Source organism: Candidatus Coatesbacteria bacterium, assembly GCA_014728225.1.
Taxonomy (GTDB): Bacteria; RBG-13-66-14; RBG-13-66-14; order RBG-13-66-14; family RBG-13-66-14; genus WJLX01.
The window spans coordinates 1-11718 of the sequence record WJLX01000137.1 but is presented as its reverse complement, the minus strand read 5'-3'; the positions used below and the strand labels follow the sequence as shown (position 1 = coordinate 11718).

General features: G+C 64.2%; 16 protein-coding genes and 5 tRNA genes. 2 read left to right on the top strand and 19 right to left on the bottom strand.

Annotated features, from left to right (window positions below; all coding sequences use genetic code 11):
- The 19 genes from GF399_09845 to GF399_09755 all read right to left on the bottom strand — a co-directional run.
- Positions 1–455: 50S ribosomal protein L1 (locus tag GF399_09845; protein MBD3400617.1), on the bottom strand; the 455-nt coding region annotated here is incomplete at its 3' end.
- A 39-nt stretch (positions 456–494) separates the two neighbouring features.
- Positions 495–923 (bottom strand): 50S ribosomal protein L11, encoded by a 429-nt coding sequence (gene rplK, locus GF399_09840; GenBank protein MBD3400616.1) that lies wholly within the window; start codon positions 921–923, stop codon positions 495–497.
- 43 nt (positions 924–966) lie between these two features.
- Positions 967–1671: a transcription termination/antitermination factor NusG gene (gene nusG, locus GF399_09835; protein MBD3400615.1), complete on the bottom strand. Its 705-nt coding sequence runs from the start codon at positions 1669–1671 to the stop codon at positions 967–969.
- Positions 1671–1862 (bottom strand): preprotein translocase subunit SecE, encoded by a 192-nt coding sequence (secE, locus tag GF399_09830; protein ID MBD3400614.1) that lies wholly within the window; start codon positions 1860–1862, stop codon positions 1671–1673. Before secE ends, nusG begins: the two co-directional genes overlap by 1 nt.
- A 358-nt stretch (positions 1863–2220) precedes the next feature.
- Positions 2221–2297 (bottom strand) — tRNA-Trp (locus GF399_09825).
- 27 nt (positions 2298–2324) lie between these two features.
- Positions 2325–2486, bottom strand: a complete 162-nt coding sequence (gene rpmG / locus GF399_09820) for a 50S ribosomal protein L33 (protein ID MBD3400613.1) — start codon at positions 2484–2486, stop codon at positions 2325–2327.
- A 20-nt stretch (positions 2487–2506) separates the two neighbouring features.
- A tRNA-Thr gene (locus tag GF399_09815) sits at positions 2507–2582 on the bottom strand.
- Positions 2583–3284: 702 nt separating this feature from the next.
- A tRNA-Gly gene (locus tag GF399_09810) sits at positions 3285–3360 on the bottom strand.
- Positions 3361–3512: 152 nt separating this feature from the next.
- Positions 3513–3598: transfer RNA gene (locus tag GF399_09805), tRNA-Tyr, on the bottom strand.
- Positions 3599–3666: 68 nt separating this feature from the next.
- A tRNA-Thr gene (locus tag GF399_09800) sits at positions 3667–3743 on the bottom strand.
- Between the two features lie 28 nt (positions 3744–3771).
- Positions 3772–4008 (bottom strand): hypothetical protein, encoded by a 237-nt coding sequence (locus GF399_09795; GenBank protein ID MBD3400612.1) that lies wholly within the window; start codon positions 4006–4008, stop codon positions 3772–3774.
- Positions 4009–4344, bottom strand: a complete 336-nt coding sequence (locus GF399_09790; GenBank protein ID MBD3400611.1) for a hypothetical protein — start codon at positions 4342–4344, stop codon at positions 4009–4011.
- Between the two features lie 31 nt (positions 4345–4375).
- Positions 4376–4750 carry a hypothetical protein gene (locus GF399_09785; protein ID MBD3400610.1) on the bottom strand — a complete coding sequence of 125 codons (375 nt, stop codon included), beginning with the start codon at positions 4748–4750 and terminating at the stop codon, positions 4376–4378.
- Positions 4751–4780: 30 nt separating this feature from the next.
- Positions 4781–4999, bottom strand: a complete 219-nt coding sequence (locus GF399_09780) for a 4Fe-4S dicluster domain-containing protein (GenBank protein ID MBD3400609.1) — start codon at positions 4997–4999, stop codon at positions 4781–4783.
- A gap of 235 nt (positions 5000–5234) precedes the next feature.
- The gene (gene kbl / locus GF399_09775) at positions 5235–6464 is read right to left on the bottom strand and encodes a glycine C-acetyltransferase (GenBank protein ID MBD3400608.1); all 1230 of its coding nucleotides are present in this window, start codon (positions 6462–6464) and stop codon (positions 5235–5237) included.
- Positions 6465–6645: 181 nt separating this feature from the next.
- Positions 6646–7362, bottom strand: coding sequence for an aquaporin (locus GF399_09770; protein ID MBD3400607.1), 717 nt, complete (start codon positions 7360–7362; stop codon positions 6646–6648).
- Positions 7363–7524: 162 nt separating this feature from the next.
- Positions 7525–8091 carry a hypothetical protein gene (locus GF399_09765; protein MBD3400606.1) on the bottom strand — a complete coding sequence of 189 codons (567 nt, stop codon included), beginning with the start codon at positions 8089–8091 and terminating at the stop codon, positions 7525–7527.
- Positions 8092–8243: 152 nt separating this feature from the next.
- On the bottom strand, positions 8244–9695 hold the full coding sequence (locus GF399_09760) for a PQQ-binding-like beta-propeller repeat protein (GenBank protein ID MBD3400605.1): 1452 nt from the start codon (positions 9693–9695) through the stop codon (positions 8244–8246).
- A gap of 64 nt (positions 9696–9759) precedes the next feature.
- Positions 9760–10272, bottom strand: coding sequence for a hypothetical protein (locus tag GF399_09755; protein ID MBD3400604.1), 513 nt, complete (start codon positions 10270–10272; stop codon positions 9760–9762).
- Between the two features lie 69 nt (positions 10273–10341).
- Between GF399_09755 and GF399_09750 the strand changes: the two genes are divergently transcribed.
- Positions 10342–10965, top strand: coding sequence for a hypothetical protein (locus tag GF399_09750; protein ID MBD3400603.1), 624 nt, complete (start codon positions 10342–10344; stop codon positions 10963–10965).
- Positions 10946–11551 (top strand): hypothetical protein, encoded by a 606-nt coding sequence (locus GF399_09745; protein MBD3400602.1) that lies wholly within the window; start codon positions 10946–10948, stop codon positions 11549–11551. The genes GF399_09750 and GF399_09745 overlap by 20 nt, the downstream gene beginning before the upstream one ends.
- Positions 11552–11718: the final 167 nt, after the last annotated feature.

The following is an 11718-nucleotide window of genomic DNA, read 5'->3' as shown; positions in this document are numbered from 1 at the left end:
CGGATGGTCTGGCCGATGTCCTGGGTAACCGTGCCGTCCTTGGGGGAGGGCATCAGCTTCTTGGGTCCCAGAAAACGGCCCAGCTTGGCGATGTTCTTCATCTGATCCGGGGTGGCGACGACCTTGTCGACGTCGGCCCAGCCGTCCTGGATCTTGGCCACGATCTCCTCGTCGCCGATCAGATCGGCGCCGGCCTCCCTGGCCTCGGCCAGCTTGTCGCCGGAGACGAAGGCCAGGATCTTGACGTCGGTGCCCAGGCCGGCGGGGGCCGGGCAGGTGCCGCGGATGTTCTCCTCTGACTTGCGCGGGTTGACGCCCAACCGGACGGCCACCTCGACGCTGGCGTCGAAGTTCTCCGTGGCCAGCTCCTTGCAGAGCTCCAGGGCGCCGCGCAGGGTCGTGGGCTCCTCGGGCAGGCGCGCCTTGAGGTCCCGGATGCGTTTTCCTTTCGCCATCTCGCTCCTCGGGCGATCTCGGCCGCCCAGACCGTCAGGTTAGTCGATCACTTCGACGCCCATCGAGCGGGCGGTGCCCGCCACCATCTCCATGCAGGCCTCGATGGTCTGGCAATTGGAGTCGGGCAGCTTGATCTCGGCGATCTCCCTGAGCTGTTTCATGTTGATGGTTCCGACCTTCTCGCGGTTGGGTTCACCGGAACCCTTGGCCAGCTTGGCCTGCTTCTTGATCAGCACGGCCGCCGGCGGGGTTTTGAGGATGAAGTTGAAGCTGCGGTCGGCGTAAATGGTGATCACGGCGGGGATGATCAATCCCGCCTGGTCGGCGGTCTGGGCGTTGAAGGCCTTGCAGAACTCACCGATGTTGATGCCGTACTGCCCGAGGGCCGGGCCGACGGGCGGGGCCGGGGTGGCCGCTCCCGCGGGACACTGCAGCTTAACGACCGCTTTGACTTTCTTCTTGGCCATCGTGATTTTCCTTGCTGAAGGCGTCGGCGCCCACCGAGCGCCGCTAGATCTTGTGCAGCTGGGTGACGTCGACCTCGACGGGGGTGGCCCGGCCGAAAACCGTCACCGAAACCTTGACCTTGTGCCGCTCGGGAATGACCTCGTCCACGGTTCCGTCGAAGTTGGCGAAGGGCCCTTCGGTGATCGAGACGTGGTCGCCCGGACGGAAGGGGATCTCCTCGACCTGCTCCTCGGAGGATTCCTCGGTGTGCATGATCCGGGCCATCTCGGTGTCGTCGAGGGGGGCCGGGTCGCGCCGACCGCCGACGAAGCCCCGAACGCCCGGGGTGTTGAGCACCAGGTTGGTGGCGTTGATGAAATCCTTGTCGTCGGCCTTCTCCAGATCGTGGTCCCGGGCCACCATCTGAAACAGGACGTAGCCGGGGAAGAAGGGCCGGCTGGTTTTGGTGTTGCGACCGCCGCGCTGGACGGTGACTTCCTCGATGGGAACGATGACCTCGCCGAAGAGGTCCTCGTGACCGCCCACCTCGATGCGGTGCTTGAGGTTGCCCATCACTTTGCGTTCGTGCCCCGAGTAGACGTAAACGGCGAACCATGCCAACCGCTTGCCCGACGGGGTGCGATCGGCGGGCTGGGCGCCTTTTTGTTCAGCGCCGTCCGGTTCGGCGGTCTCGTCGGTTTCCGCGGCGTCGTTATCCTCGACGCCGTCGTCCCGGGGATCCGCGGACTTGTCGTCTTTATCTGTCATCAGCGCAGACTCAGGATCCAGTCGATGAGCTTGGTCAGACCGTAGTCGAAGAAACCGATGATTACGGCCATGATCGTGCACATCACCAGGATAACGATGGTCGAGGAGATGACCTCGCTGCGGCTCGGCCAGGTGACCTTGGAGAGCTCGACCCAGGTCTCGCGCAGGAAGCGACCGATCTTTTTAAACATCCCAATTTCCTCGGTTGGTCGGGAGTAAATGAGCTGAGGCGATAAGACGCCGTCCCTGCGGGCGGCGCCTGCTTACGGTTGGAGCCGCGCGGCCGGAGCCTCCGACGACGAGTCCGGGTCGCGCCGTCCTTTGCCTTTGAAGTGCAGGTTCGCACGGAAGTGCAGGTTCGCACGGGCGGATGTACCGAACCACTGTCGTTAACGGCGACGGCCGGTTCCCATCGGCACCGGCGCACGTCCGGCATTCAGCCCCGAGAAGTGCAGGTTCGCACGGGCGGATGTGCCGAACCGCTGTCGTTAAAGGCGACGGCCGGTCCCCATCGGCACCGGCGCACGTCCGGTATTCAGCCCCGAAAGGTGGCAGGCCAGGAGGGAATCGAACCCCCAACCAACGGATTTGGAATCCGCTACTCTGCCTAATTGAGCTACTGGCCTACGGTAAACCGATAAACGGCGGCCTCGCTAAGGCTTGGTTTCCTTGTGCAGGGTGTGCCGGTGGTCGTGCGGGCAGTACTTGCGCAGCTCGATCTTACCCTTGACGTTCTTCTTGTTCTTGGTCAGGGTGTAGTTCTTGCGCTTGCACTCCTCGCAACGCAGGGCGATGATGTCGCGGTTGGAGGCCATACCGTCTTCTCTTTAGAATGTGGAGCCCTCGACCAGACTTGAACTGGTGACCACCTGCTTACCATGCAGGTGCTCTACCGACTGAGCTACGAGGGCCCGCTTGGCGTAAGGTTTTAAGCGTCAAACGCGTCGGCTTGGCCGACGGAGCGGGGGTATTATACATAGCGCCGGTCCGTAACGCAACCCCTAATGAATCGTCGAGTTGGTCGGCCGTCCCGGCGAGACGTTAATACACCGCTGTGTCGTTCCAAACGACGCTCATCAGCGGGAGGCCTTTGAAAAATCGAGGTCTTCGGCAACTTCCCGGCGTTGTCGCCGCCCAAAGCGCCGGGCCGGCACGCTTTAACATCTCGGCGACCGTTGGCGCGGCGGCAAGGGTCGGCCTCCGCAAGAAGCGTGCCGGTTCCGGCCGACACGCTCCAGCTCGTTGGGCGGCATTCGTTTTTCAAAGGTCTGGCGCGGTACCGGGCAAGCACGGCCCGGGGCGCTCAAACGCCTGGCTGACGGCTGCCGTTCTTGACCCTCGTGCCGCCTGACTAAACCGGCCCCCTGGGAGCGGGGGCGGGAAGCCAACCCGCGGGCCTGACAGATCGGCTCGCGGGTTCGATTAGAGCCGCTTGAGCGAACTGGAGCGGGGGCGGGAAGCCAACCCGCGGGCCTGACAGATCGGCTCGCGGGTCCGATTAGAGCCGCTTGAGCGAACTGGAAGCGGGGGCGGGAACTGGAGCGGGGGCGGGAAGCCAACCCGCGGGCCTGACAGATCGGCTCGCGGGTCCGATTAGAGCCGCTTGAGCGAACTGGAGCGGGAAACGGGAATCGAACCCGCGACCCTCAGCTTGGAAGGCTGATGCTCTACCAATTGAGCTATTCCCGCCGGGAACTGCGTCCTAAGCTGACAACTGCTTATCGTGGGGCTTGATCGAAGGTGAAAAAAGAGCCGCCGCTGCCGTAATCGCCGGGCGACCGATCACCGGGTGTCTGAACTGCTGGACAAACGGCCCGGGTGCGGATAAGGACCAGAGGTGATGGTGGCGGGGGAAGGATTCGAACCTTCGAAGGCATTCACCGACAGATTTACAGTCTGTTCCCTTTGGCCGCTCGGGAACCCCGCCGTCGGATGATTGTCGCGAGGGCGAATTATAGGACAGGCCCGGGGGAATGTGCAAGGTTTTTTCTGGGATGGAGCCGCTGGTCGGAGTCGAACCGACGACCGCTCGATTACAAGTCGAGTGCTCTGGCCAACTGAGCTACAGCGGCTCGGCCTATCCAACCCGGAAAAGGGAACTCAATAACGCCGGCTGGGCAGACGGTCGTCGATCTCCGGCTTGTGATGGATGTCGAGATTGCTCTCCGGTCGTTGATAGTTCGGCGGCGGACCTTTTAACACGTGACGGTAACGGATCGTGATCACGATCACCGCCAGCCCGACGACGATGCCGCCGACACCGATGATCGGCTGGAAGGCGATTCCCAGTACACCGACGGCGATCAGGATCGCGCCGAAGACCAGCCCCTTGACCATCTAGCTCATCTCCCCCAGGGTGTAACTCGTTTTACAGTACGGACAATCGACGACCAGCAACCCGCTGCGCTCGGTGAGGTCGTCGTCGTCGAGACCAGCGCCGCAACGCTCGCAGACCAGGGCCTCCGTGGTGCCGCGGTGAACCGTTTTCTCCCGGGTCCCGCCCGGCGCGGTCGACGGTCGCTCTTCGTAGCGCGGCGGTCCACAGCGGCGATCCTTGCGCATCATCCCGCCGCCGGTACGATTGCGCAGGCCGCGTATCAACAGCCGCATCAGGATCGAAACGCCGAAAACGACGACGATGATCCACCAGTACTCGGCGATCATGAAGCGCATGCTTGTGCTTCCTCTCCCGGGTCGTCCCGACTCACCACTTGGGCTCTTCCTCGACGGTATAGCTGGTGCCGCAGTAGGGGCAGTCGATGTGTACCGCCCCCGCTCTCACACTGACGCTGTTCTTGTCCAGCGGCGCGCCGCAGCTCTCGCAGCGCAGCTTCTCCACGTGGATGTCACCGGTCAGGTCGACCTTCTGCTCGATGGTGACCGTACCGGCTTCCTCCTTGCGCTTCCTGGCCGCCCAACGGGCGGTCAGCACCATTACGACGATGCCCACGCCCAGGGTGCCGATGCCGCCGAACAGACGGGTGTAGGGCTGCTTGGCGTGGGGACCGAAGGCGCTCCAGAGGAAGATGATGCCGAAGAAGACCAGTACTACGGCCAGAACGTAACCGACGTATTTCACCGGGCGACCTCCACGGCGGTTGGTTGTTGCTCAGGTCGATGAATCCCCGTCCCCACTCGTCATTGCCAGCGCCCCCTCGGGGCAGGCCGCGACGCACACCCCGCAGCCCGTACAGCGCTCGGGGCGCAGCAGCGGTCGCTCGCTGGTAGCCAGCCAGGCCGCGGCCGGACAGGCCCGCACACAGGCATCACAACCCGTGCAGAGCGACAGCGTCCTGCGGGGTCCGACGGTGTTGGTCTCTAGCTCCATCGCGCCCTATCTTATATCCTGAGCCGCGGTCTGGCAAGACGCCGGCGGCGAAAAACCCGCCGTCCAAAAACCGCCGCCCCCGCCCCAAGCCCGACCGCCGGAACCGGCACGGTTTTTGCGGAGGCGACGCCCGCCGGACGCTCGAGCGTCGCCGAGCTGCAAAAACCGTGCCGGTTCCGGCGCAGAGAGAAGCCGTGTGCTCGTCGTCAAGCACGGCGGGTTTTTCGCCGCCGGCTCAGAGGCCGAAGCGTTCGATGATCTCGTCCTTGCCCAGGCCGAGGACGCCGAGTCTGTCACCGATCTTGACGAAGGCGTTGATGGCCCGGCTGAGCTGCTCGTCGGTGTGGGCGGCGGAAAGCTGGACGCGGATACGGGCCTGTCCCTTGGGCACCACGGGATAGCTGAAACCGATGACGTAGATCCCCTCCTCGAGGAGTTCGTCGGCCATCCGGGTGGCCAGGCGGGCGTTGTAGAGCATGACCGGCACGATCGGATGGGCCCCCGGGATGATATTGAAGCCCTTTTCGGTCATGGCGCGGCGGAAGCGGCGCTGGTTGTGGTCCAGGCGTCGGATCAACTCGCTGGATTCCTCGAGCATATCGACGACGGCGATGGTGGTGCCGACGATCATCGGGGCCACGGAGTTGGAGAACAGGTAGGGCCGCGAGAACTGGCGCAGGGCCTGGGCGATTACGGCGGGTCCGGCGGTGAAGCCGCCCGAGGCCCCGCCCATGGCTTTGCCGAAGGTCGAGGTGACGATGTCGACGCGCTCCGAGCAACCGAAATGCTCGGGAGTTCCCCGACCGGTGGGGCCGAAGAAGCCCGTGGCGTGGCTGTCGTCGACGACGACGAGGGCGCCGTAGCGCTCGGCCAGCTCGCAGATCCTGTTCAGCGGGGCGATCTCGCCGTCCATGCTGAAGACGCCGTCGGTGACGATCAGCTTGTTGCGGGCCTCGCGGGCGGCGATCAGGTTGCGCTCCAGGTCCTGCATCTCCATGTGCTCGTAACGGAAGCGCTTGGCCTTGCAGAGCCGGATGCCGTCGATGATCGAGGCGTGGTTGAGCTGGTCGGAGATGACGGCGTCCTCGCCGGAGAGGATGGTCTCGAACAGGCCGCCGTTGGCGTCGAAGCAACTGGAGTAGAGAACGGCGTCGTCTTTATCGAGGAAGCGGGCCACCTTGCCCTCGAGCTCGCGGTGGATGTCCTGAGTGCCGCAGATGAAACGCACACTGGCCATCCCATAACCCCGCTCGTCGAGGACGGCCTTGGCCCGCTCGACCAGGCGCGGGTCACCGGCCAGGCCGAGATAGTTGTTGGCGCAGAAGTTGAGCACCTCGGGGGCGTCCCGGACCTCGATCCGGGCGCCCTGACGGCTGGTGATCACCCGCTCTTCCTTGTAGAGCCCCCGGTCACGGGTTTCCTGCAGGCGGTGCTCGAGGAGCTGCTGGAAGGCGTCGGTGAGCATGGATCGCACCTCCGGCGGGGCGGGGCGCGGCGTCTTCCGGCGGCTGGGCGGGCCGGAGCGACGCCGTTGGGTGTCGGCAGTTGATCGGGTTTGGGATGGCGCTGCGGGTGGGCGAGGTTGTCTCCGCCGCGGCGGAACTCATCGGCCCCGATTGTAACAAACCGGCCGCGGCGTCGTCAGCTCAAAGCGGCGGCTCGGGGATGCCGGCGATACGCCTCTTCGGCGCGGGGGAGCGCAACAGACGCCAGATCAGCGCGGCCGCCGCGGCTCCGGCCGGCGGAGCCAGGGCGTAGAGCCACATCTGCTCCAGGGCCGCGCCGCCGACGAACAGGGCCGGCCCCAGGCTGCGGGCCGGGTTGAGCGAGGTGGCCGAGAAGGGGAAGCCCACCAGTGAGGCGGCGGTGAGGTAGAAGGCGATGGGGAAGGCGCCCAGCTTGACCTCGCGGCCCCGGGCCGTCGCGGCCAGGATGACGAGGGTCAACAACAGGGTCAGGACGAACTCGCTGACCAGGGCCGCCGGCAGCCCGAACTCCCCGACGACGGTTTGTCCGAGACCGTATTCCAGACCGCCGACGAGGGCCAGATGGGCCGCCGAGGCCGCCAGGGCGCCCAAGAGTTGGGCGACGACATAGAGGGGGACCCGGCGCCAGTCGACCCGCCCGGCCAGGGCCAGGGCGATGCTGACGGCGGGATTGAAGTGGGCGCCGGAGATCGGCCCCAGAGCATGGATGCCGGCGTAGAGCGCCAGGCCGAAAGCCACAGCGACCCCCAATAGACCGGCGTAGTCCAGGGCCGTCGAATCACCGACGATCAGGGCCGTGATGACCGCCCCGCAGCCCAGAAAGACCAGGACGAAGGTGCCGAGGAACTCGGCCGCGGCAATGCGCACACGCTCCATCAAACCTCCCTGAATACATCATGAACACAGCATAATATGACACTGTGGACATATTACCAAGAGGTGATACTCTTCGCAAGTCCCTCGTCTTCAAGGCGGTTGTGTGGCATAAACCACGGGAGAGCCGCGGCCCTCCCGTGGTTGCATCAAGTGCGCCGGAGTCTAATCGGCGACGTTGCCGATCGGTAAAACCACCCGACCCTTGGATTCGTTGATCACCTCGGCGGCGGCCAGGTAGATGGCCGACAGGCCGCAGAGAATGCCCTCAAAACCGGCGATGCGGGTCACCAGCTCGAGCTGGAACCAGTCGCCGACGGCCAGCAGCCAGAACAGCACCGTCAAGGTCAGGAAGACGACCTGCAGGGCCCGGTTCTTCTTCCAGGTGGCCGTCCACATGTAGCAGGTGAACAGGCCCCACATGAACAGATACCAGCCCATGAAACCCGTCGAGTTGCCCCACTCGCCGCCGAAGAGAACGATACAGACCAGGCTGATCCAGAACAGACCGTAGCTGGTGAAGGCGGTGGTGCCGAAGGTGTTGCCCTTGCGGAACTCCATGATACCGGCGAAGATCTGCGCCAGACCGCCGTAGAAGATGCCCATGGACAGGATGACACCCATCGACTCCCCGGCGCCGAACAGCCCGGCGTTATGGATGTTGAGCAGCACCGTGGTCATACCGAAACCCATCAGACCCAGCGGGGCGGGATTGGCCCGCGCATCGGACATAGCAGCCTCCTTCGTTACGGTTGGAGAAGAGATGAAGACCGGTGAAGCGAGAGCGAATGTTAACCGAGACCCGCCGCAATGGCAAGGCCCCGACGACTGCAACCCGAGGGCCCGGACGGCCCGCTTCCACTTCGCCGAACGACCTGCGTCGGCTAGTCCGCTTCCAGCTCGGGATAACTGCGCACGGCGTACAGGTGGCCGTCCTGGCTGCCGAAGTAGACCACGCCGTCGTGGAAGTCGGGGTCGGTCAGCACGTGGCCCTGGGTGGCGTAGAACCAGGCCAGGGAGCCGTCGGCCACGTCCAGGCAGTAGAGACTGTTGTTGGCGCTGCCAATGTAGAGATAGGCCGAGCGCGGCTCAATGTCCTCCGGCCGGTCGACGGTCGGGCGGCGGTGGGAGTGCCCGACGGCGAATTCCCGCCCGTCGGCCAGCTCGCCGGCCACCAGACCGCCGGCCTCGACGGTGTTCGTCGTCTTGTGGCGCCAGAGCAGCTCGCCGGTCAGGGCGTCGACGGCGTAGATCTGGTTGTTGAGCGAGCCGAAGAACACCCGGCCGTCGAAGACCACGATCCGGGAACGGATGTAGTTCCACAGCTCCGGATCGCGGAAACGCCACAGCAGCTCCGGCTCGGCGGAGTCGGCCTCCAGGCAGTAGAGGCGACTGTCGTCGGCGCCGAAGTAGACCTTGTCGCGCCAGACGTAGGGCGAGCTCTTGATATCGCCGCCGACCTCGTAGCGCCAGATCTCCCGCCCGGTATCGGCCTCCAGGCAGTAGAGGTGATCGTCGTAGGACCCGACGAAGACCCGTCCTCCGGCGACGAAGGGCGTGGCGAAGACCCAGTCCCCGGTCTTGAAGCGCCAGACCTCCTCGCCGTCGACGGCGTCGACGCAGTAGACGTTATGGTCGTAGCAGCCGAAGTACAACCGGCCGTCGCTGAAGTGCACACCGCCGCCGACGTAGAAGCCCGTGTAGAAGGTCCACAGGCGCTCACCGGTGGCGGAGTCCAGGCACCAGACCCCGTTGGCGCAACTGCCGACGTAGACCCGGCCGTCGACGACCAGCACCTCGCCGATGATCGGCCCGCCGGTGTCATAGCGCCACAGCCCCTCGCCGCTCACGGCGTCGACGCAGTAGACACTCCCGTCCTGGGAGCCGAAGTAGACCACGCCGTCGTAGTAACAGGGGCTGCCGCCGACGGCCTCGCCGACGGCGAAACGCCACAGCGGCTCGGCGTCACCCGAAGGCGCCTCGGGCAGGCCGCCCAGCCCCTCGGCGAAGGATTCGAACAGCGTGGCCATCGCGAAGGCCACGGCAACGAAGACGATGATGATCCCCAGCCCCGTCAACACATACCGCACCGGCCGCCGGAACTTCTTCCGCTTGGCGAACTCCTCCGGACTGAGCGTTTGCCGCAGCTCCTCCTCACGGCGTAGATGCTCGGCGAAAGGCTCGACCTCGGTCAGGGGCCGCCAGTCCTGGGCGGCTTCGTCGAAGACCTCGGTCCGCGGCGTCAGCTCGCCCTCGTCGAGGAGCTTAATTATCTCCTTCGCCTTGCGCGGCTGATCCGGCCACTCGCCGGTACGGGTGATGAAGCGCTTGGCCATCTCGTCTCCAGATGCTGGTGGGTCGCAAAAGAAATGATACCCCAGGCGCGGCCGTCGAGTAAAGTTAGCCCTCGTGCAGCTTGAGCCACAACCGGCCCGCCGCCCGGGCGTCGGCCAGGGCCCGGTGGGCACCCTCGAGGGGGATGCCGTAGTGCCGGCAGGCGTAGGCCATCCGCGCCCGACCCCGGCCCAACCGCCGCCGCACCAGGGGCAGGGGGTCCAGCCAATCCTTGAGCGGCGGGATGGAGCGCTCCAGCGGCCGTACCGCCGCCCGCAGGAAACCGTAATCGAACCGCGCGTAGTAGGCCAACAACGGCCCCGCGCCGATGAAGTCGAACACCTCGGCCGCCACCTTGGCGAAGCGCGGCGCCCCGGCCAGGTCCGTTACCGTGATCCCGTGGATCGCCACGGCGTCCGGGTGCATCTCCAAACCCGGCTGCAGCAGACTCTGCCAACTCGCCGTCTCCACCCCCGCGACGAAGCGCACCAGGGCCAGCTCGACGATGCCGTGCCGCGACGGGTCCAGCCCCGTCGTCTCCACGTCCAGGGCCACGAAGCTGTCGATTCTCTCGGCCATGCCCCTTCTTCCCTTGCCAGCCGCACAGCGGGAGCTTATAATACCAGCGTCATAGGACAAAGGGAAATCATGCAGTGGCGCAGCACGAGAGTTGCCGGTAGCGGCCCGGTCAACGTTCCAGTCAGCGGGCTAGTAATCGGGCTAGTAATCGTCTCGGCGGTCCTGCTCGCCGGCTGCGATCTGCTGACCGAAAGCCACCTCGGCGACCGCCACGGCCTGGAGTGGGCCCGGGGAATCGCCGACGCCGTCGCCGAGAGGGAGTTGGGCGGGGACTATACTATCATAGCTCTCTACGCCTCATATGTTGACCATCGAGGCTACTTAGAGCCCGATTGCACGGTCAGCAATATCACAATCTGTTATGAATATGCGTTTACAAAACTCTATATTAAGGTCAACGCCGAAGGGCAGATCGATACACATACCTATAGCGGCGGCTGGATCAGGGGGCCCCTCCCTGCATACGATGACGCCTCCGTCCAACGCTGGTTGAGCCAAGCCTCCGAGACCTACCGCTATCTGACCGGACGCGAAGATGACACCCTCTACAGCTACGAGGTTAAACACAGCTACGAAGAAGAACCGACTGTGGAACTGGTACTCTATTCGGGCATCGGTCTTGAGGGTGAGTACCTGGCGGAGATCGAACTGGGAGCCGACAGTGGGACGATTTATGAAATCGATATTCTTTAGACTCGCTCCGCTCATACTGTCCGCCCTGTTGTTCGGCGGCTGCGAGTTTCTCGGACCGGAGGTCGAGCAGACCAACGGCGATTATGATTGGGCCCGCGGCTGCTTGAATGAGGCCATCACCGACCTGAACCTAAGGGACCCCCTCATCATTGATTATTACAGTCAATACCTGGATGCCAACGGATCTTATTCCAGGGAAATCGCGACTGGTGGCTGGCTGTTCGAATTGCTCATGGAGACAACGGACGAGGATGCCTTTTTCTCAACCCGTTACCGTTTAATCGAGCTGCAGATAGATCGGAACGGGGACTACTTAATCATCCGAGACTACGTTTACGGCCGTCTTTTTCATCGCTTTACCGGTGTCACGGAACCGTCGAGTGAGCAAATCGCCGCCTTCATCGGTTTCGCTTCCGATTGCTACCGCCGCGTTAGCGGCAAGACCGATGATGTATTCTATTCCGTCAGTTGCACCGGGGATGAAACGACCAGGATCGACCTGTACAGCATCGGTTTCGACAGGATAGCTTATGCCGAATTCAGCCTTGTCTCCGAGCGGATGACCGAGTTTTTCTTCTACGAATAAGTCCATTACCCGGGGAATAAACGAACAGGGGTCGCCCCGTCGGGCGACCCTTTTACAGCGCTTCGAACACTCAGCTTGTTCCGGCCTACAGCTCCCGGTCGCGGTAGAGGGGGTACTTCTCGGCCAGCTCCTTGACCTCGCCCTTGATCTTCTCGGCGACGTCCTCG

What these genes read in the sequence shown, in the direction of transcription:
- rplK (MBD3400616.1), bottom strand. Translation starts at nt 923, where the DNA reads ATGGCCAAGAAGAAAGTCAAAGCGGTCGTTAAGCTGCAGTGTCCCGCG.
- nusG (MBD3400615.1), bottom strand. Translation starts at nt 1,671, where the DNA reads ATGACAGATAAAGACGACAAGTCCGCGGATCCCCGGGACGACGGCGTC.
- secE (MBD3400614.1), bottom strand. Translation starts at nt 1,862, where the DNA reads ATGTTTAAAAAGATCGGTCGCTTCCTGCGCGAGACCTGGGTCGAGCTC.
- rpmG (MBD3400613.1), bottom strand. Translation starts at nt 2,486, where the DNA reads ATGGCCTCCAACCGCGACATCATCGCCCTGCGTTGCGAGGAGTGCAAG.
- GF399_09795 (MBD3400612.1), bottom strand. Translation starts at nt 4,008, where the DNA reads ATGGTCAAGGGGCTGGTCTTCGGCGCGATCCTGATCGCCGTCGGTGTA.
- GF399_09790 (MBD3400611.1), bottom strand. Translation starts at nt 4,344, where the DNA reads ATGCGCTTCATGATCGCCGAGTACTGGTGGATCATCGTCGTCGTTTTC.
- GF399_09780 (MBD3400609.1), bottom strand. Translation starts at nt 4,999, where the DNA reads ATGGAGCTAGAGACCAACACCGTCGGACCCCGCAGGACGCTGTCGCTC.
- kbl (MBD3400608.1), bottom strand. Translation starts at nt 6,464, where the DNA reads ATGCTCACCGACGCCTTCCAGCAGCTCCTCGAGCACCGCCTGCAGGAA.
- GF399_09770 (MBD3400607.1), bottom strand. Translation starts at nt 7,362, where the DNA reads ATGGAGCGTGTGCGCATTGCCGCGGCCGAGTTCCTCGGCACCTTCGTC.
- GF399_09765 (MBD3400606.1), bottom strand. Translation starts at nt 8,091, where the DNA reads ATGTCCGATGCGCGGGCCAATCCCGCCCCGCTGGGTCTGATGGGTTTC.
- GF399_09760 (MBD3400605.1), bottom strand. Translation starts at nt 9,695, where the DNA reads ATGGCCAAGCGCTTCATCACCCGTACCGGCGAGTGGCCGGATCAGCCG.
- GF399_09755 (MBD3400604.1), bottom strand. Translation starts at nt 10,272, where the DNA reads ATGGCCGAGAGAATCGACAGCTTCGTGGCCCTGGACGTGGAGACGACG.
- GF399_09750 (MBD3400603.1), top strand. Translation starts at nt 10,342, where the DNA reads ATGCAGTGGCGCAGCACGAGAGTTGCCGGTAGCGGCCCGGTCAACGTT.
- GF399_09745 (MBD3400602.1), top strand. Translation starts at nt 10,946, where the DNA reads ATGAAATCGATATTCTTTAGACTCGCTCCGCTCATACTGTCCGCCCTG.